Genomic DNA, 17,347 nt, shown 5'->3' with positions numbered 1-17,347 from the left:
TTCACGCGGATCCCGTGTTCAGCGAGGAGTTCGTCATGCCCGGTACCTGGATTTCCGCTGCCCTCACCGCCGCCGCGCTCGTGGCCCCGGCGGCGACGCCACCTCCCTCCGCGACGCCGTCGAGCGCGCTCGCCACCATCTGCAACAAGCTCTGCGACGCCGCCGATCCGGCGAACTCACCCGGTGACCGCCGGCCGGTGACCTCGACGCTGTTCTCGCGGACGATCACCCTGCACTTCGACGACTCCGACGCGATGGGCTGGGCGTCGATCGAGAACGGCAGCCCGGGCGACGAGGTGTGGCTCGACCGCTCCTTCGACGGCGGCCGGTCGTGGTCCTCGGGCAGCCGGCTCGGCGCCACGGCGATCCCGGCGAACAACCGCGGCTGGCGCACCCTGATGTACAACGTGGACGACTGGAACAACACCGGCGTCGGCGCGCTGCGGGCGTGCGGGAAGGCCGTGGACCGCGCGGACGTCGCCTGCACGACGTGGGCCCGGACCACCTGGAACGCCGGGGAGCGCCGCACGGCCGCGGCCACCGCGGAGATGATGTTCTACAACAACTCCACGGGGTTGTTCGACACCACCGGCTGGTGGAACTCGGCGAACGCGCTCACCGCGGTGATCCGCAACGTCCAGGTCACCGGGATGCCCAGCTACCGCTACGCCATCGCGCGGACCTACGACAAGAACATCAACGCCGCGCAGGGGCAGTTCCGCAACGAGTACATCGACGACACCGGGTGGTGGGGCCTCGCCTGGGTGCTGGCCTACGACGTCACCGGCGACAGCCGCTACCTGAACACCGCGCGCGCCGACGCCGACCACATGGCCGCGTACTGGGACGGCACGTGCGGCGGCGGGGTCTGGTGGAGCACGGCGAAGACGTACAAGAACGCGATCGCCAACTCCCTCTACATCCAGCTCAGCGCGGCCCTGCACAACCGGATCTCCGGCGACAGCACGTACCTGAACCGGGCGAAGAGCGGCTGGACGTGGTTCCAGGGCACCGGCATGGTGAACGGCTCGTCCCTGGTCAACGACGGCGTCGACCTCGGTTCCTGCCGCAACAACGGCAGCACGGTCTGGTCGTACAACCAGGGCGTGCTCATCAACGCGCTGACCGAGCTGAACCGGGCGACGGGCGACGCGGGGCTGCTCACGACCGCCCGCCGGCTGGGCGACGCCAACGTCACGTCGACGTCGCTCAACACCTCCGACGGCATCCTGCGCGACCCGTGCGAGAACGGCGACTGCGGCGGCGACGGCCCGTCGTTCAAGGGCGCCGACGCCCGCGGCCTGGCCGCTCTCAACGCGGCGCTGAGCGACCACCCGTACACGGCTTACCTGCGCCGCCAGGCGGATCGGGCGTACTCGGCGGACCGCAACCCCCTCGACCAGTACGGCCTGCGCTGGTACGGCCCACTGGACAAGCTCGACGCGGCCCGCCAGCAGAGCGCACTGGACGTCCTCAACGCGGCGTCCTGAGTGGACGGTTCAGGCGGCCCGGTAGGCGACGCCGCTCGCGTTCGGCGAGCCGCGCGCCGCCGCGCCGCTCGTGAACGCGAGCAGCGTGCTGCCGTTCGCTTTCGCCTGCGCACGAACGACCGGGTCATCGGGATCGTACTCAGACCGGCTGGGTGACGCCCGCTGCGTTTCTCACGGAGGTTTCCCTTGCTACGCCGTCTCTTCGTCGTGATCGCCCTGCTCGTGTCCGGCGTCTTCCTGGTGCCCGCGGCGTCCGCCGCCGCGCTCGGCCCCGCCGTGCGGGTCATGCCGCTCGGCGACTCGATCACCTGGGGCGTGGGCAGTGCCACCACGTCGTCCTACCGCGCGCCGCTGGCCCGGTTGCTGGCCGCGCAGTCGCGGTATTCGGCGCGGTTCGTCGGGACGCAGGCGTCGGGCAGCCTGCCCGGCCCGGCCAACGAAGGCCACAGCGGCTACACGATCGACCAGCTGACGGCGGGGATCGACGGCTGGCTCGCGTTCGACCGGCCGGACGTGGTGCTGCTGCACGTCGGGATCAACGACCTGGCCCGCGGCATCGACGTCGCCCATGCGCCGCAACGGTTGCGGACACTCGCCGACCGGATCTTCGCGGACCGGCCCGGAGTCGCGGTGCTGTTCCTGGGCCTGATCCCGACCACGCCGGGGCTGGAGAGCGCGACGGCGTCGTTCAACAGCAGCGTGAAGGCGATGCAGGGGAGTGAACAGCAGGCGGGACACCGGTTCCGCTACGTCGACCCGCCGGCGTTGACGTCCGCCGAGATGGCCGACAACCTGCACCCGGACGACGCGGGCTACCAGCGGATGGCGCAGAGCCTGTACGGGCCGCTGGACCAGGCCTACACCGACGGCTGGATCGCCACGCACCCCGCACTCGGCGCGGCCACCGAAGCCGGCGGCTCGGGCAAGGTCCGCTGGGCCGACTTCGACGGCGACGGCCGGGCGGACTACCTGACGGTGGCGTCGAACGGTGCGGTGTCGGCCATCCTGAACCGCGGCGGCGACGGCCACGGCGGCTGGTCGGTCCTGGGCCAGGTGGCGACCGGCACCACGACGGACCCGGCACGGGCGAGGTTCGCGGACTTCGACGGCGACGGCCGCGCGGACTACCTGACGATCGCCGCGAACGGTGCGGTGACGGCGTTCCTGAACCGCGGCGGCGACGGCCGGGGCGGCTGGCTGAGCCAGGGCCAGGTAGCAACCGGAACGACGACCGACCAGTCACGCGTCCGGTTCGCCGACCTCGACGGCGACGGCCGGGCGGACTACCTGACGATCGCCGCCAACGGTGCGGTGACAGCGTTCCTGAACCGCGGCGGCGACGGCCGTGGCGGCTGGCTGGGCCAGGGCCAGGTGGCCACCGGAACGACCACGGACCCATCGCTGGTCCGCTTCGCCGACTTCGACGGCGACGGCGCGGCCGACTACGCGGCACTGGCCACTTCGGGCGCGGTGACGCTGTACCTGAACCGAGGAGGCGACGGCCACGGCGGCTGGCTCCCGTACGGCCAGGTCGCCACGGGCCTCACCACGACGGCGAGCCAGGTCGCCTTCGCCGACTTCACGGGCGGCGGCAACGCGGACTACGTCCTGGCCGACCCGCCCACCAACGCGGCAACGGTCTACGCCTGGCAAGGCGGCGACGGCCACGGAGGCTGGACGAACCTCGGAAAGGTGGCTGCCGGAGTCCCCATCGGCTGACGCTCAAACAGGAACCGCCATGCTCGCCAAGGCGTCCGTGAGCCGCTGGAGGTGGGCCGGTGGGGACTCCAGCAGCGGTGAGCGCACGGCCGCGCTCGGGATGACGCCCAGCTCCGCCAGCGCGGCCTTCGCCATGATCGCGCCCTGGGACGTCCGCATGATGGCCTCCACCAACGGAAGCAGCGCTCCCTGGATCGTCCGCGCCGCCTCCAGGTCGCCGCGGCGGACCGCGTCGATCAGCGACGCGTTGCGGTCGGCGAACGCGTTGCCCACGACGCTCACCACCCCCGCTGCACCGGAAGCGAGGTACGGCAGGTTCAGCTCGTCGATGCCGCAGTAGTACGCCAGCGACGTGCGGGACATGACCGTCATCGCCTCGAACAGGTCGCCCTTCGCGTCCTTCACCGCGCGGATGCGGGGGTGCTCGGCCAGCTCGAGCAGCGTCGGCAGCTCCATCGCGACGCCGGTGCGCGCGGGGACGTCGTAGAGCATCACCGGCAGTGACGTCGCGTCCGCGACCGCGGTGCAGTGGGAGACGATCCCGGCCTGCGTCGGGCGCGAGTAGTACGGGCACACCAGCAGCAGCCCGTTGGCTCCGGCCGCCTCGGCTTCGCGGGCGCGGCGGACGCTCGTGGCCGTGTCGTACGTGCCGATCCCGGCGATCACCCGGGCGCGACCGGCCGCGCGCACGGCGACGTCGTGGACGAGCCGGGCGGACTCGGCGTCGGTCAGGGTCGGCGATTCGCCGGTCGTCCCGCCGACGACCAGGCCGTCGCAGCCGGTGGCCAGCAGGTGGTCGACCAGGCCGGCGAGGCCGGTGTCACTGAGCGTGCCGTCCGGGTGCATCGGGGTCACCATGGCGACGAGGTTGGTGCCGAAGAGCGTCATGGTCCGAGCCTGCCGCGGCCCGACTACCCCGGTCCAGCGATGCTTTCTTGCCGGTATTGAGTAGCGTGGCTTTATGGTTGACGTCGGAGCCCTGCGGGCGTTGCGGTCGGTGGCGGCACTCGGGACGCTCGCGCGCGCGGCCGACGAGCTGGGTTTCACGGCCTCGGCCGTGTCGCAGCAGCTCAAGCGGCTGGAACGGCAGCTCGGTGTGCCCGTGCTCGCGCCGGCCGGCCGCGGGGTGGTGCTCACCCCGGCCGGGCAGGCGCTCGTCGACTCGGCGCCCGCCGTGTTCCAGGCCCTCGAACGCTGCGCGGAGGCCGCCCAGTCGGTCTCGGCCGGCGCGCCGCGCGGGATCCTGCGCGTGGTGGCCTTCTCGACCGGCATCCGCGGCCTGCTCGCGCCGGCCTTGCGGCGGCTGTCCGAGAGAAACCCGCACCTGAGCGTCAGGATCACCGAACAGGACCCCGGCGAAGCCCTCCACAGCGTCGACGCCGGGACCGCCGACCTCGCCCTCGTCCACGACGCTGACGGCCTGCCCGCCCCGCTGCCGTCGTCTTTGACCCGGCGGCACCTGCACACCGACGTCGGCGACGTCGTCCTGAGCGGCACGCACCCGCTCGCGACCCTCGAAAGGCCGCTCGACGACGCCGACCTCGCCGGGCACGCGTGGGTGACCAGCCCGCCCGGCACGGTCTGCCACCAGTGGTTCCGGCGGCTCGTGCCCGGCGATCCCGCCGTGCGGCACCTCGTCGACGATTTCGCCACGCAGCTCGCCCTGGTCGCCGCGGGCGACGTCCTCGCGCTGATTCCGCGGCTGGCCCGCCCGCCGCTGGGGGAGCACCTCGTCGCGCGGGCGCTGCGCCGGCCCCCGAAACGCGAGGTCCACGCGGCGTGGCGGCGCAGCGCCGACGCCAGCCCGGCGATCCGGGCGGTGCTCACCGAACTGTCCACATGAGACAAGGACCGCGACCCGGCGTGCGCCCGGCCGCCGGGGCCGACATCATGGGGTGATGACCGGTTCCCCGCCCGAGGATCGCCCCGGGCCCGGCATCATCGGGCGCAGGCTCGTGCAGTTCTTCCTGGACGAGATGCTCGTCTTCGTGCCGATGCTGCTGCTCGCCGTGCTGGTGATCGTGCTGTTCCACCCGAGCGGTCTGGTGTCACTCCTGCCGTTCCTCAAGGTCGTCGTCTACACCATGCTGGCCCTGGACCTCGTCGGCCTGTGGTTCGTCACGACATGGTGGCCCTACCGGCACGGCGGCCAGACGCCGGCGATGCGCTGGCTGCGGCTGCGCGTCGTCATGCTCGACGGCTCGCACCCGTCGTTGCGGCTGTTCCTGGTGCGCCAGGTGCTGATGCTCATCGACGGTTTCGCCTGGGGTCTCGCCGGGGTCGTCGTGATGCTGTGCACCCGGCGGCGTCAGCGGTTCGGCGACGTCGTGGCGCGCACGGTCGTCGTCCGGGTGTCCAAACGCAGCCCGGCGGACTCCCCAGTGGACTCAATGGACGAGGCCGCTTTCCCAGGCCCAGATGGCTATCTCGGTGCGGTTGCGGGCCCCGAGCTTGCGCTTGGCCGCGCCGATGTGCGTCTTGACGGTGGGCAGCGAAACCACGAGTGAGCGGCAGATCTCGTCGTTCGTCGCGCCGCGGGCGACCGCGCGCACGACGTCGAGTTCGCGGGGTGTCAGCGGGCTTTCGGGCGCGACGGCCTGCCGTGGATCGCGCCGCGCGTAGTGCGCCAGCAGCCGGGTCGTGATCGCCGGCGACACGAGCGCTTCGCCGTGGGCGGCCGCGTGCACCGCCTCGATGAGCAGGTTCGGCCCGGCGTCCTTGAGCAGGAAGCCGCAGGCGCCGGCGCGCAACGCCGCGTGGACGTTCTCGTCGAGGCCGAACGTCGTCACCATCACGACGTGCAGCGGGTCGGGCACGTCCGGGCCGGCCAGCAGCTCCGTCGCGCGCAGACCGTCCACCCCGGGCATCCGGATGTCCATCAGCGTCACGTCCGGGCGCAGTTCCCGGGCCGCGCGCACGGCTTGCTCGCCGTCGGCGGCCTCCCCGACGACCTCGATGTCCGGTTCGCCTTCGAGGATCAGCCGGAATCCCGCGCGGACCATCGCCTGGTCGTCGGCGATCAACACTCGCGTGGGCAACGGGTTCTCCTCCTCAGCCGGGGTCGAGCGGCAGCCGCGCCGCCACCCGCCAGCGCTGTCCGGCGGCCGGTCCGGCCTGCACCGTACCGCCCACCGCCGCCACCCGCTCGGCCATCCCGAGCAGGCCGTAACCGCCGCGGCGGGCGGGCCGCGCGGCGCCGTCGTTGACGACCTCGACGCGCAGCTCGCCGCGGGGTTCGTGGCGCACGAGCACCCGGACCTCGACGGCGTCGGGCGCGTGCCGGCGGACGTTGGTGAGCGATTCGGTGAGCAGCCGGTGCGTGGTCGTCACGACCTCGGGCGTGACCGGGAGGACGGCGAGGTCGTCGCTGACGTCGAGGTGGATGCGGGTGTCGTCGGGCACCGCGCGGTCGACGGCGGTGGCGAGGTCGGCGGGCGGGACGAAGAGGTCCTCGCCGTCGGTCCGCAGCGCGCCGACGAGCCGGCGCATCGCGGAAAGGGCCGCCGCACCGGCGGTTTCCAGCTCGGCGAACGTCTCGGTGTCGCCCCCGCTGCGTTCGGCGACGCGGTGCGCGGCCTGGACGCGCACGACGATGCCGGTGATCTGGTGGGCGACGAGGTCGTGCAGCTCGCGCGCGAGCCGAAGTCGTTCGGTGGTGCGGATTTCGAGGACGTCGGCGCGGCTGCGCACCTCGGCGTCGCGCAGGATCAGCCCGACGGCCAGCGCGCCGCCCCAGAGCAGCGCGGCCCCGGCGGCGAACAGCGCGGCCGGGGTTTCGGCGCCGTAGCGCAGGATCGGGGCGAGCGTGGTGGCGGCGCCGCCGAGGATCGCCAGCGCGGCCGCCGCCCGCGGGGCGAGCCGATGGCAGCAGGCGCCGACCATCAGCGCGATGGCGAGGGCCTCGGCCGCGCTGGGCTGCGGCGGGAGCTGCCGGCCCGCCGTCGCCGCGATGACGGCGGAGATCGCCGTGCCCAGCAGGGAAAGCCCGGACACGGCGGCGGCCAGTGCGGCCGTGTGGTCGGGGAACCGCCGGCGCAGCACGGCCAGGAGCGCGACGACCGGGCCGAGCCCGGGCGCGAACTCCAGGGTGATAGTGGCGAGCTGACCCTGGACCGGTCCGGGCCGGACGGCGAGGGTCATGTCGAGCGCCACCAGCGCGCCGAGGACGACCGACTCGGCCACGAGCAGCCCGCGCCGGCCCGGCAGGAGGATCACGTGCTCGTTCCGGGAGTCATCTCCCGATCGTGCCTCACCCGAACCCGGCGCGCTCCGCCACGGCGACATCTCATCCCCAGGTACGAGACGCCCGGCGAATCTCGTACCGCCGGTTGATCGCGGCCGCGGCGGAGTTCGCCAGACTCGGGACGGAAGACGAGGCGAGACGGAGGGAATCCGATGCAGGAAACCGCGTTCGTACCCGGCCCGCGGCCCGTGAACGGGAAGATAGCCGGCCTGCCGGGCTGGTACTTCCTGCTGGTCGGCCTGCTGGTGGCCAGCAACGACCTGACCCAGCAGTTCGCGGACCGCTATTCGTGGGTCTCACTGCTGCCGCTGGTGCTGGTGGCGGTGCACATCGTCCTGTGGTTCACGATGCTTTCCCGGCGCCGGCAGTACTTGCGGGCGGTGTGGCGCAGCAAGCAGGCGCTCGGCCTGGTCGCCGTGCTGTTCGCGGCGCGGTTGTTGCTCCAGCTGGGGCTGACCGCGCTGACCGACCGCGTGGCGCCGTTGCACAGCTACACGCACCTGATCCTCGGGCTGACCATGCTGGTGCTGACCACCGCCGGGGCCTGGTTCGACCAGTGGCTCGTGCTGCGGGTGGTGAACAAGCAGCAGCACCCCGGCTTCTGAGCGTCGGATCCGGGCGTCAGATCTTGCGGAACCGCGCGTCGAAGAGCGCGAACACCCCGAAGGCGGCGATCCCCGCGGCGAGGACGAGCAGCAGTGGCTGCCCGTAGGGCTGCACGGCCAGCGTCTTCAACGCGGGGTCCAAGCCGGCTGCCTTGGCCGGGTCGTAGTTCACCGCGGCCAGCACGAACATCACGCCCACCGCGGCGTAGGCCACCGCGACGGCGCACCAGCCGATCTGGCCCAGGCGTTCGGTCGAGCGCCGGACCGTCCGGGGCGCCTTGCCGAACTCCAGCTCGCGCAGGAACGTCTTGCGGACGCCCCGGTGGACGAGGAAGGCCGCGACGCCGATCACCGCGATCCCGGCCGCGATCACGACGACCGCGCCCCACGGCTGGGCGAGCAGGCCGGCGACCAGGGACTTGCCCTGGCTCGGCGCGCCGATGGCGGTCTTGCCGGCGCTGTAGGCGACGAGGCCGTACAGCACGACCTCGATCCCGCTGGTCACCCGGCGCAGCAGCCGGCGGCGGGGCGGGGCGTGCCGGTGGCCGGTGAGGACCTCGGTCACCTGCCAGAGCGCGAGCACGGTCGTGCCCGCGGTGACCAGCCACAACAGCCAGACGCCGGCGCCGTCCGCGACGAGCTGGAGGGCGCCGGCCTTGTCGGCCTTCTCGTTGTCGCCCAGCGCCACCTGGGCGGCCAGCCAGGCCACGACGAGGTGCACGATCGCGTAGCACGTGAGCCCGATCCGGGCGATCAGGGTGAAACCTTTGAAATCGGGCATCCGCCGATCCTCGTCCCCCGAGGCCGGAATGACCAGAACGGGTTTGCCGGTGCCGTTTTTGTCGGTCCCCTTGCGTACGGTCTCGGTGATCGGTCGAGGACGGCCGGTCACCCGAGACCGGAGGACCCCATGCCCTTCGCCGATGAACTGATCGGCACCCCCGCGGTGCGCGCGCTGATCGCGTCACTGCACGTCGCCGCCCCGAAGGCGCGGCTGACGAGGTTGCGCGCGGCGGAGGCCGCACTCGGGCCGCTGTCCCTGCGCGAACGCAGCGACCTGCTGCGGGACGCGCTGCTGGAAGACCTGCCGGGCGACTACGCGTCCCTGGCGGCGGTGATGCGGACGGCGGCGGCAGAGGCACCGACGTTCACCGGCTGGCTGATCTGGCCGGTGACCAGCGCGATCGCGGTCAAGGCGGTCTCCGACGGCGGCCCGAAGGCCTTCGACGACGCCCTCGCGCTGCTGGCGGAGCTGACCCCACGGCTGACAGCCGAGTTCGCGCTGCGCGTGCTGCTCAACCACGACCTGGACCGCGCCCTGGCCAAGATTTCCGGCTGGACGACGTCGGACAACCACGACGTGCGCCGGCTGGCGTCCGAAGGAACCAGGCCGATGCTGCCGTGGGCCGTCCGCGTACCGGCCATCCTCGCGTCGCCGAAGTCGACGCTGCCGATCCTGGACGCGCTGTACCGCGACGAGAGCGAGTACGTCCGCCGCTCGGTGGCCAACCACCTCAACGACCTGAGCCGCCGCGAGCCGGACCTGGTGGTCGAGACGGCGTCGGCGTGGCTCGCCGCCCCGGGCGCCGACCCGCCGGCCACCACCCGCCTGGTCCGCCACGCCCTGCGCACGCTGGTCAAACAAGGCCACCCGGGTGCCCTGGCCCTGCTGGGCTTCACCCCGGCCCGGGTCGACGTGACGGGCCCGCTGCTGGTCTCGGACACGGTGCTGATCGGCGACGCCCTGGCGTTCACGGCCTCGATCCGCAACCTGGCCCCGGAGCCGGCCCGCCTGGCGATCGACTACGTGGTCCACCACCGCAAGGCAAACGGCGGCTCCACGACCAAGACGTTCAAGCTGACCACCCAGGTGGTGCCGCCGGGGGAGACGTACGAGCTGACCCGCGAGCACTCGTTCAGGCTGATCACGACCCGCCGCTACCACCCGGGCCCGCACGCACTGGAACTGCAGATCAACGGAGTGAGAAGCGGCCGAGCAGACTTCGACCTCCTGGCCGAGTAGCGCCGAGTAGCTGGCCCCCGAACGCCCCAATGTGGCGTTGGTTGCGTCCAACGCACCCAATGTGGCGTTGGGTGCGTTGGATGCACCGAACGCCACATTGGGGCGCTCGGGGCGAACGGCGACCTGGCCGAGCGCGCGGGGTAGCGGCGGCAGTGCCTGCCCGGTGAGCGTGACCGTGAGCGGAAGTCCCTGCAGCGACAAGAGATCGCCACCTGTCGTCGCGGCGGTCGGAGCGTCGGGCGGTCAGTGTTGCAGGACGATCTTCCCCCGTGCGTGGCGGCTTTCGCTGAGTTCGTGCGCGGCCGCGACCTCGGTGAGCGGGAACGTCGCGGCCACCGGGATCCGCAACCGGCCCTCCGCAGCGAGTGTGACCGCGACCGGAAGTCCGTTCAGCGCCAAGGGATCCGCGCCGGGCGTGTCCGGCGCGCCGTGCGACATGTGCACCCCGTGCGCCGCCGCGGCGAAATCGGCGATCGTCACGACGGAAGGGGCGCCCGCCAGCGCCACGAGGTCCGGCAACGCGCCGCCCGCGCAGTCGAACACCGCGTCCACTCCGGACGGTGCCAGGGCCCGGACCCGCTCGACCAGCCCTGGGCCGTACGTCGTCGGCTCGGCGCCCAGTGAGCGCAGGAAGTCGTGGTTTCCCGCACTCGCCGTGCCGATGACCCGCGCGCCGCGGGCGGTCGCGAACTGGACGGCCACCGAGCCCGTGCCGCCCGCCGCGCCGTGGATCAGCACCGTCTGGCCGGCTCGGACCGCGAGCCGGTCGAGGACGCGGGTGGCCGTCTCGACCGCTCCCGCCGCGCCGCCCGCCTCCGCCCAGCTCCACGCCGGCGGCTTCGGGGCCCACGCCGCCAAGACCGCGAAGTCGGCGTTCGCCCCGCGCGTGGCCGCAGGCGCCATGCCGAACACCGGATCACCGAGCGAAACCCCCGTGACCCCGGTGCCGATCTCGTCGACCACCCCCGCGGCGTCGAACCCGGTGCGGAACGGGAACCGCACCGGCACGACGTCCCGCAGCTCGCCCGAGCGCAACCTGATCTCGCCCGGCGAAATCGCGGACGTCCTGACGGCGATGCGGATCTCACCCGCGCCGGCGTGTGGTGGCGGGACCTCGGCGACCTCCACCACGCTCGGCGGGCCGTACGCGGAAAACCGGACAGCTCTCATACGGGCGAACGTAACGGAGCACCCCGTCCGGTTGGTTAAAGTGAGAGCGGTGACGGCCGAAGTGAGAGCGCCCCTGCGCTCTGACGCCCGCGACAACCGCGGGCGCATCCTGGTGGTCGCCCGCGCGGCTTTCGCCGCCGAGGGCCTGGACGTGCCGATCCGCGAGATCGCCCGGCGCGCCGGGGTCGGCGTCGCGACCGTCTACCGGCACTTCCGCACCAAGGAAGCCTTGCTCGCCGAGGCCTTCGCCGAGCAGCTGGCCTCGTGCCGGGCGGTCGTCGAAGACGGCCTCGCGGCGGCCGACCCGTGGCGCGGGTTCTGCCTGGTCATCGAACGGCTCATGGAGGTCCACGCCCTCGACCGCGGCTTCGCCCGCGCGTTCACGTCGCAGCTGCCCGGCGTCACGCACTTCGCCGCCGACCGCGACCGGACCCTGCGCCTGCTGCTCCGGCTGGTCCGGCGGGCGAAGGACGCCGGCGACCTGCGCGACGACTTCGTGCTGGAGGACGTCAGCCTCGCGCTGATGGCGAACGAGGGCATCCGCGCCGAGACGCCCGAGCTGCGGGTGGCGGCGTCCCGGCGGTTCGCGGCCCTGATGATCCAGTCGTTCCGGGCGGACCCCGTCCTGACGCCGTTGCCGCCCGCCGTCCGGCTGCCGCTGTCCCGGGTCGAGCTCAGCAGGGCCCGAAGTAGCGGCACTCGATCAGCGCCCTGAGGTCGAGCGCCGCGGCGCGCGGTTCGAGGTCGTCGAGCAGCGGGCCGACGCCGTCGACGGGGACGACCCGCTCGGCCGTGTCGTGGTCGGCGCAGCCGCTCCCGTGGAGGTTGCCCGCAGGCAGGACGCAGAACACCTCCGCGCCGTCGTCGTAGCTGAAGTAGGCCTGCAGCGGCACCGGCGTGGCGTCGGCGACGTCGTTGCACCGCACGCCGCCGAAGCTGCCGGGGAACTCCCAGCCCGGGTCGTCGGCGGTGCGCTCGTCGGCGCGCCAGCCGCGCCCGGTGAGGAACTCGTGCACGCGCTGCCGGTCGGACGCGGTCTGGGCCATCGAGGGTTCCCTTCGAACGAGGCGAGGAACCTCCAGTGTCTCGGGACCCCGTCCGCCACGAACGGGTGACCGGGGTCAGCGGCGGAGGGTGGTCTCCGCCGCCATCCGCGACAGCTTCTCGGGGTTGCGCACGGCGTAGACGCCGGTGACGAGACCGCCGTCGATCCGCAGCGCCAGCACGGTGTCGAGCTCGCCGTCGAGCGACATGACCAGCGCCGGGTGGCCGTTGACCTGCGCCGGGCGCAGCGTCGCCCGGCCCTCGACCCGGCCCAGCCCGCCGGCCAGCACCCGGCCGACGCGGCCGGCGCCGACCACCGGCCGCAGCACCGCCTGCTTGACGCCGCCGCCGTCGCCCACCAGCACGACGTCCGGGGCGAGGACGTCGAGCAGGCCCTGCAGGTCACCCGTCTCGATCGCCCGCTGGAACGCCTCGAGCGCGGTGCGGGCGGCGGCGCGCGAGACGTCGCCGCGCGGCCGCCGCGCCGTGACGTGCGAGCGGGCCCGGTGCGCGATCTGGCGCACGGCGGCCGCGGACTTGCCGACGGCGTCCGCGATCTCGTCGTAGGGCAGGTCGAAGACGTCACGCAGCACGAACACCGCCCGTTCGGTCGGCGTCAGCGTCTCCAGCACCAGCAGCATCGCCATCGAGACGCTGTCGGCCAGTTCGACGTCCTCGGCGACGTCGGGTGCGGTCAGCAGCGGCTCGGGCAGCCACGAGCCGACGTAGGACTCCTTGCGGCGGCCGAGCGTGCGCAGCCGCTGCAGCGCCTGGCGGGTGGTGATCCGGACCAGGTACGCGCGCTGCGCCTGCACGGTCGCCAGGTCGACGCCGACCCACTTGAGCCAGGTCTCCTGCAGGACGTCCTCCGCGTCGGCGGCCGAGCCGAGCATCTCGTAGGCCACCGTGAACAGCAGGTTGCGGTGGGCGAGGAACACCTCGGTGGGGTCGTCCCCGGTCATGTGGTCCCCCTTCGCGGTCGGCTGCGTCCCCCATCAGATACCGGGCCACGACGTTCTGTGACAGGGCGTCGCTGTGGCGTGGGTCACTGTCACAACCGCCGGGGGCACCGGCATCTGGTGGTCGTCAACGCACGATCACGAGATGAGGACACACATCATGGAAGCTCGATTCGACATGTTGAACAACGAGTTCGCGGCCAAGTTCGGCAAGCGGTTCGCCGGCGTCAGCCTGCTCATCGACCGGTCGCCGCTGCCGAAGGCCGTCCAGGAGCTGGTCAAGATCCGCGCCAGCCAGATCAACGGCTGCGGCTTCTGCACCGACATGCACACCAAGGACGCCGCGGCCGACGGCGAGGCTCCGGTCCGGCTCAACCTGGTCGCGGCGTGGCGCGAGGCCACCGTGTTCACCGACGCCGAGCGCGCCGCGCTGGCCCTGACCGAGGAGGGCACCCGGCTCGCCGACGCCCACGAGGGCGTGTCCGACGAGACGTGGGCCCGGGCGCGCAAGCACTTCGACGACGACCAGCTCGGCGCGCTCGTCTGCCTGGTCGGCCTGATCAACGCGGCCAACCGGATGAACGTGATCGCCCGCACCCCGGCGGGTTCCTACGAGGCCGGCATGTTCGCCGATTTCGTCCCGAAGGACTGAGGGCGGCGGCGGTGCCCAATATGTCCACTGTGGACACCGCCGTGGCCGTCAGGCCGACGTCACCGGCCGGATCACCTCGTCGGCCAGCCACTTCGCGACGCCGTCCGGGTACGGCGCCGCCAGGCTGAGGACGAAGTGCCCGAAGCCCGCGTCCCGGGCTTCGCGGATCGCGTCCCGGGTGGTGCCGGGCTCGTCGTAGGACACCGGCAGGTGGATCGAGCGGGTGATGGCCGCCGGGTCGCGGCCGATCTCGCCGCAGTAGCGGTCCAGCAGCGCGCTGCGGCTCACGACGTCCGCGAGGTCGCCACCGGGGATGTTCCACACGTCAGCGTGCTCGGCGACCACGCGCAGCGTCGCGGCCGCGCGCCCGCCGATGACGATCGGCGGGTGCGGCCGCTGGACCGGCTTCGGGCTGCCGAACGCCCCGGTCAGCCGGTGGTGGACGCCGTCGAAGTCGAACGGCTCGTCCTCGGTCCACAGCCGCTTGATCAGCGTGCAGGCTTCGGCGAAGCTTGCCACGGCGTCCGCGGTTTCCAGGAAGGGCAGGCCGTGGGCCGCGTATTCGCGCCGGGCCAGGGGATGGCTGGGCCGCGAGCCGACGCCGATGCCGAAGTCGAGCCGGCCACCGGACACGACGTCGACCGTCGTGGCGATCTTGGCCAGCACGGCCGGCGGCCGGAAGCGGTTGCTGGTCACCAAAAGCCCCAGGCGCAGCCGGGACGTCTGCGCGGCCAGCGCCGAAAGCAGCGTCCAGCCCTCGAAGATCGGGCCGTCCGGGTCGCCGAAGATCGGCATGAGGTGGTCGAACAGCCAGGCGTGCTCGATCTCGGGGATCGCGTCCGCCTCGCGCCAGACGCGCAGGATCTCCGGGTAGGAGACCTGCGAAGGCGCGGTCATGATGCCGAATCGCGGGATGGACATGTCAGCGGCGCCTCAGGGTCGGGTCGAGCAGGGCGGGCGGGGTGTCGAACTTCTCGTCGGGGGCCAGGTCGAGGCCCGGCGCGACGATCGCGTCGATCTCGTCGAGCACGTCAGCGGGTAGCACGGTGTCGGCGGCGGCGAGCTGCGAGTGCAGGTGGTCGAGCGTGCGGGGGCCGATGATCGCGCTGGTCACGGCGCGGTGCGCGGTGACGAACCCGAGTGCGAGCTGGATCAGCGTCAGCCCGGCCTCGTCGGCGACCTTCACCAGCCGCTCGACGGCGTCGAGCCGGGCCCGGTTGGCGGGCAGGGCGAGGTCGAAGCGCTGCGGCAGGACCCGCGAGCGGCTGGTGGTGATCTCCCGGCCCTCGCGGACCGCGCCCGAGAGCCAGCCCGACGCGAGCGGGCTCCACGCCAGCACGCCGAGGCCGTACTCCTCGGTCACCGGCAGCACGTGGGTCTCGATCCCGCGCTGCAGGATCGAATAACCGGGCTGCTCGGTGACGTAGCGGCTCAGGTGGTGCTCGCGGGCGGCCCACTGGGCCTGCACGATCCGGTACGCGGGGAAGGTCGACGAGCCGAAGTAGCGGATCTTGCCCGCACGCTGCAGGTCGGTCAGCGCGGACAGTGTTTCCTCGTCGCCGGTGGCCGGGTCCCACCGGTGCATCTGGTAGAGGTCGACGTGGTCGACGCCGAGCCGGCGCAGGCTGTGGTCCAGCTCGGTGACCAGCCAGCGGCGGGAGCTGCCCCGGTGGTTGCGCTCCTGGCCGATCGGCATGGTCGCCTTGGTGGCGAGCACGAGGTCGTCGCGGCGCCCGGCGATGGCCTTGCCGACCATGACCTCCGACTCGCCGTCGCCGTACATGTCGGCGGTGTCGACGAGGTTGATCCCGCCCTCGAGCGCGGCGTCGACGATCGCGGTGGCCTCGTCCTGGGTGGTGCGCCCGATGGCACCGAAGTTCATCGCGCCGAGCGCGAGCGAGCTGACCTGCACACCGGTGCGGCCCATCGTGCGGTACTGCATGAGACTGGTCCTCCATGGCATCATGGATAAACGGAACGTTGCTCCACTAACGATACGGAGCAATGTTCCGTTTCGCAACCGACGGGAGGAACGGCGTGGTGGACGAGGGCGCCCAGGGGTCGGTACGGCCGAAGCGGGCCGACGCCCGGCGCAACCAGGAGACGCTGCTCGACGCGGCCGCGGCGGTGTTCGTCGCCTCCGGCGTGGACGCGCCGGTGCGCGACATCGCGGCCAAGGCCGGCGTCGGGATGGGCACGATCTACCGCCACTTCCCGACCCGCGCGGACCTGGTCATCGCCGTCTACCGGCACCAGGTCGAAGCCTGCGCGGAGGCCGGCCCGGCCCTGCTCGCGGCCGCCGAAAGCCCGCACGCCGCGCTGGCCCAGTGGATCGACCTGTTCGTCGGCTTCCTGGTGACCAAGCACGGCCTGGCGGGGGCGATGCAGTCCGACCAAGCCGGCTTCGAGACGCTGCACGCGTACTTCCTCGACCGGCTCGTGCCGGTGTGCACCGAGCTGCTCGACGCCGCGGTGGTGGCCGGCGAGGTCCGCGCCGACGTCGCGGCGCTGCAGCTCATGCGCGGCGTCGGGAACCTGTGCATCGGCGCGGACACCGACGCCGGTTACGACGCGCGCCGGCTGGTCGAGCTGCTCATCGCGGGGCTGCGCGTGCCGCGGTGAGGCGTCACTCGGCGACGAACGCGCGCTGCTCCTCGGTGATGTCGGTGAACATCCGCTTGAACCGCGCGTAGTCCTCGGCGCCGAGCCGCTGCGCGTGCCGCCGCTGCATGTCCGCCATGATCGCGTCCGCGGTGCGCATCTGGTCGAGCCCGCGCGCGGTGGGGCGGATCAGCTTCGCGCGGCGGTCGCTCGGGTCGGGCCGGCGCTCGACGTAGCCGAGGGCTTCCAGCTCGTCGACGAGCGTGCCGACGATCTGCTTGTGCTGGCCGGACAGGCGCGACAGCTCGGTCGCGCGCACGCCGGCGGGGTCCAGGTAGGCGAGCACGGCGCCGTGGCGGGGGTTCAGGTCGCCGAAGCCCCGGGTGGCCAGCGTGGTGAACAGCTCCCGCTGCACCGCGAACAGGAGCCGGCCCGCCAGGACGCCCAGATCGGGGTCCGTCGCGGTGCGCTCGGCTCGGGTGACCATCCGCCCACCCTACCGAGCGGGTACCGCGCGTCGCGAGCACGGCGGCCGGTTCCTCCACAGTGGACCATCGGCGCGGGGGAACCCCGAAACCGGTGTCGGTCGTCCGCCAGGCCGGCGGCGGCGCGTTCACCCGCTGTCGTCCGGCGTCATCCGACCAGGGAACGCAATCGGCCGCCCGGGTTGTTCCCGCCGTCGCGATCCGGTCCGCCTGGGGAGCCGAATAGGCCGATCAGGCCGCGGAACCGGACGTCTTCCGTTTACCGGAGTGAACGTTCTTGTGACCCCCGACAACGGGCCGCTAGCGTTGCTCATCGGGCCGAGGGAAATCGTCCGGCCCATTCTTTCCGGCGTGGG

Annotated in this window: 19 protein-coding genes; 9 read left to right on the top strand and 10 right to left on the bottom strand. The window is 72.6% G+C overall.

Features of this window, described 5'->3' with window-relative positions:
* The first annotated feature begins 35 nt into the window (after positions 1-35).
* Positions 36-1,490, top strand: a complete 1,455-nt coding sequence (locus tag MUY22_RS47470) for a glycoside hydrolase family 76 protein (protein ID WP_247054896.1) — start codon at positions 36-38, stop codon at positions 1,488-1,490.
* Between the two features lie 186 nt (positions 1,491-1,676).
* Entirely contained in the window at positions 1,677-3,209 is a 1,533-nt protein-coding gene (locus MUY22_RS47465; RefSeq protein ID WP_247054894.1) for an FG-GAP-like repeat-containing protein, read from the top strand.
* A gap of 3 nt (positions 3,210-3,212) precedes the next feature.
* Here MUY22_RS47465 and dapA read toward each other — a convergent pair whose 3' ends face one another.
* A complete protein-coding gene (gene dapA, locus MUY22_RS47460; protein WP_247054892.1) occupies positions 3,213-4,097 on the bottom strand; it encodes a 4-hydroxy-tetrahydrodipicolinate synthase in 885 nt (294 codons plus the stop codon).
* A 73-nt stretch (positions 4,098-4,170) separates the two neighbouring features.
* Between dapA and MUY22_RS47455 the strand changes: the two genes are divergently transcribed.
* Both MUY22_RS47455 and MUY22_RS47450 read left to right on the top strand, forming a co-directional pair.
* Positions 4,171-5,052: a LysR family transcriptional regulator gene (locus MUY22_RS47455; RefSeq protein WP_247054890.1), complete on the top strand. Its 882-nt coding sequence runs from the start codon at positions 4,171-4,173 to the stop codon at positions 5,050-5,052.
* A 55-nt stretch (positions 5,053-5,107) separates the two neighbouring features.
* Positions 5,108-5,716: an RDD family protein gene (locus MUY22_RS47450; RefSeq protein ID WP_247054888.1), complete on the top strand. Its 609-nt coding sequence runs from the start codon at positions 5,108-5,110 to the stop codon at positions 5,714-5,716.
* Here the strand turns inward: MUY22_RS47450 and MUY22_RS47445 are convergent.
* Positions 5,597-6,247, bottom strand: coding sequence for a response regulator transcription factor (locus tag MUY22_RS47445; protein WP_256475199.1), 651 nt, complete (start codon positions 6,245-6,247; stop codon positions 5,597-5,599). The genes MUY22_RS47450 and MUY22_RS47445 overlap by 120 nt on opposite strands.
* A 13-nt stretch (positions 6,248-6,260) precedes the next feature.
* Positions 6,261-7,424: a sensor histidine kinase gene (locus MUY22_RS47440; RefSeq protein WP_247054886.1), complete on the bottom strand. Its 1,164-nt coding sequence runs from the start codon at positions 7,422-7,424 to the stop codon at positions 6,261-6,263.
* Between the two features lie 180 nt (positions 7,425-7,604).
* On the opposite strand from MUY22_RS47440, the gene MUY22_RS47435 reads away from it, so the two are divergent.
* The gene (locus tag MUY22_RS47435; protein ID WP_247054883.1) at positions 7,605-8,057 is read left to right on the top strand and encodes a hypothetical protein; all 453 of its coding nucleotides are present in this window, start codon (positions 7,605-7,607) and stop codon (positions 8,055-8,057) included.
* Positions 8,058-8,073: 16 nt separating this feature from the next.
* Here the strand turns inward: MUY22_RS47435 and MUY22_RS47430 are convergent, their stop codons facing one another.
* A complete protein-coding gene (locus tag MUY22_RS47430; RefSeq protein WP_247054881.1) occupies positions 8,074-8,838 on the bottom strand; it encodes a DUF1206 domain-containing protein in 765 nt (254 codons plus the stop codon).
* Between the two features lie 129 nt (positions 8,839-8,967).
* Between MUY22_RS47430 and MUY22_RS47425 the strand changes: the two genes are divergently transcribed.
* Entirely contained in the window at positions 8,968-10,080 is a 1,113-nt protein-coding gene (locus MUY22_RS47425) for a DNA alkylation repair protein (RefSeq protein ID WP_247054879.1), read from the top strand.
* Positions 10,081-10,323: 243 nt separating this feature from the next.
* Here the strand turns inward: MUY22_RS47425 and MUY22_RS47420 are convergent, their stop codons facing one another.
* Positions 10,324-11,250 (bottom strand): NADP-dependent oxidoreductase, encoded by a 927-nt coding sequence (locus MUY22_RS47420; protein WP_247054877.1) that lies wholly within the window; start codon positions 11,248-11,250, stop codon positions 10,324-10,326.
* A gap of 49 nt (positions 11,251-11,299) precedes the next feature.
* On the opposite strand from MUY22_RS47420, the gene MUY22_RS47415 reads away from it, so the two are divergent.
* Positions 11,300-11,965 carry a TetR/AcrR family transcriptional regulator gene (locus tag MUY22_RS47415; protein WP_371827555.1) on the top strand — a complete coding sequence of 222 codons (666 nt, stop codon included), beginning with the start codon at positions 11,300-11,302 and terminating at the stop codon, positions 11,963-11,965.
* Here the strand turns inward: MUY22_RS47415 and MUY22_RS47410 are convergent.
* Entirely contained in the window at positions 11,925-12,296 is a 372-nt protein-coding gene (locus tag MUY22_RS47410; RefSeq protein WP_247054875.1) for a hypothetical protein, read from the bottom strand. The genes MUY22_RS47415 and MUY22_RS47410 overlap by 41 nt on opposite strands.
* Positions 12,297-12,371: 75 nt before the next feature.
* Positions 12,372-13,256 carry an RNA polymerase sigma-70 factor gene (locus MUY22_RS47405; protein WP_247054873.1) on the bottom strand — a complete coding sequence of 295 codons (885 nt, stop codon included), beginning with the start codon at positions 13,254-13,256 and terminating at the stop codon, positions 12,372-12,374.
* Between the two features lie 157 nt (positions 13,257-13,413).
* Between MUY22_RS47405 and MUY22_RS47400 the strand changes: the two genes are divergently transcribed.
* Positions 13,414-13,905 (top strand): carboxymuconolactone decarboxylase family protein, encoded by a 492-nt coding sequence (locus MUY22_RS47400; RefSeq protein WP_247054871.1) that lies wholly within the window; start codon positions 13,414-13,416, stop codon positions 13,903-13,905.
* Positions 13,906-13,953: 48 nt separating this feature from the next.
* On the opposite strand, the gene MUY22_RS47395 is transcribed toward MUY22_RS47400, so the two are convergent.
* Complete coding sequence (locus MUY22_RS47395; RefSeq protein WP_247054869.1) at positions 13,954-14,826, bottom strand: LLM class flavin-dependent oxidoreductase; 873 nt, start codon at positions 14,824-14,826, stop codon at positions 13,954-13,956.
* Position 14,827: 1 nt separating this feature from the next.
* Positions 14,828-15,847, bottom strand: coding sequence for an aldo/keto reductase (locus MUY22_RS47390; RefSeq protein ID WP_247054867.1), 1,020 nt, complete (start codon positions 15,845-15,847; stop codon positions 14,828-14,830).
* A 62-nt stretch (positions 15,848-15,909) separates the two neighbouring features.
* Between MUY22_RS47390 and MUY22_RS47385 the strand changes: the two genes are divergently transcribed.
* The gene (locus tag MUY22_RS47385; protein ID WP_247054865.1) at positions 15,910-16,527 is read left to right on the top strand and encodes a TetR/AcrR family transcriptional regulator; all 618 of its coding nucleotides are present in this window, start codon (positions 15,910-15,912) and stop codon (positions 16,525-16,527) included.
* A gap of 4 nt (positions 16,528-16,531) precedes the next feature.
* Here MUY22_RS47385 and MUY22_RS47380 read toward each other — a convergent pair whose 3' ends face one another.
* On the bottom strand, positions 16,532-16,993 hold the full coding sequence (locus tag MUY22_RS47380) for a MarR family winged helix-turn-helix transcriptional regulator (RefSeq protein ID WP_247054863.1): 462 nt from the start codon (positions 16,991-16,993) through the stop codon (positions 16,532-16,534).
* Positions 16,994-17,347 lie beyond the last annotated feature (354 nt).

The sequence above is a fragment of the Amycolatopsis sp. WQ 127309 genome, from assembly GCF_023023025.1.
Taxonomy (GTDB): Bacteria; Actinomycetota; Actinomycetes; order Mycobacteriales; family Pseudonocardiaceae; genus Amycolatopsis.
Note: the sequence above shows the minus strand (reverse complement) of the source record. Positions and strands in the feature narration are given on the sequence as shown.

Bases quoted from the DNA above. Each gene is read 5' to 3' on its own strand.
- MUY22_RS47470 (WP_247054896.1), top strand. From the start codon at position 36: ATGCCCGGTACCTGGATTTCCGCTGCCCTCACCGCCGCCGCGCTCGTG.
- dapA (WP_247054892.1), bottom strand. From the start codon at position 4,097: ATGACGCTCTTCGGCACCAACCTCGTCGCCATGGTGACCCCGATGCAC.
- MUY22_RS47455 (WP_247054890.1), top strand. From the start codon at position 4,171: ATGGTTGACGTCGGAGCCCTGCGGGCGTTGCGGTCGGTGGCGGCACTC.
- MUY22_RS47450 (WP_247054888.1), top strand. From the start codon at position 5,108: ATGACCGGTTCCCCGCCCGAGGATCGCCCCGGGCCCGGCATCATCGGG.
- MUY22_RS47435 (WP_247054883.1), top strand. From the start codon at position 7,605: ATGCAGGAAACCGCGTTCGTACCCGGCCCGCGGCCCGTGAACGGGAAG.
- MUY22_RS47430 (WP_247054881.1), bottom strand. From the start codon at position 8,838: ATGCCCGATTTCAAAGGTTTCACCCTGATCGCCCGGATCGGGCTCACG.
- MUY22_RS47425 (WP_247054879.1), top strand. From the start codon at position 8,968: ATGCCCTTCGCCGATGAACTGATCGGCACCCCCGCGGTGCGCGCGCTG.
- MUY22_RS47420 (WP_247054877.1), bottom strand. From the start codon at position 11,250: ATGAGAGCTGTCCGGTTTTCCGCGTACGGCCCGCCGAGCGTGGTGGAG.
- MUY22_RS47410 (WP_247054875.1), bottom strand. From the start codon at position 12,296: ATGGCCCAGACCGCGTCCGACCGGCAGCGCGTGCACGAGTTCCTCACC.
- MUY22_RS47405 (WP_247054873.1), bottom strand. From the start codon at position 13,256: ATGACCGGGGACGACCCCACCGAGGTGTTCCTCGCCCACCGCAACCTG.
- MUY22_RS47400 (WP_247054871.1), top strand. From the start codon at position 13,414: ATGGAAGCTCGATTCGACATGTTGAACAACGAGTTCGCGGCCAAGTTC.
- MUY22_RS47395 (WP_247054869.1), bottom strand. From the start codon at position 14,826: ATGTCCATCCCGCGATTCGGCATCATGACCGCGCCTTCGCAGGTCTCC.
- MUY22_RS47390 (WP_247054867.1), bottom strand. From the start codon at position 15,847: ATGCAGTACCGCACGATGGGCCGCACCGGTGTGCAGGTCAGCTCGCTC.
- MUY22_RS47385 (WP_247054865.1), top strand. From the start codon at position 15,910: ATGTTCCGTTTCGCAACCGACGGGAGGAACGGCGTGGTGGACGAGGGC.
- MUY22_RS47380 (WP_247054863.1), bottom strand. From the start codon at position 16,993: ATGGTCACCCGAGCCGAGCGCACCGCGACGGACCCCGATCTGGGCGTC.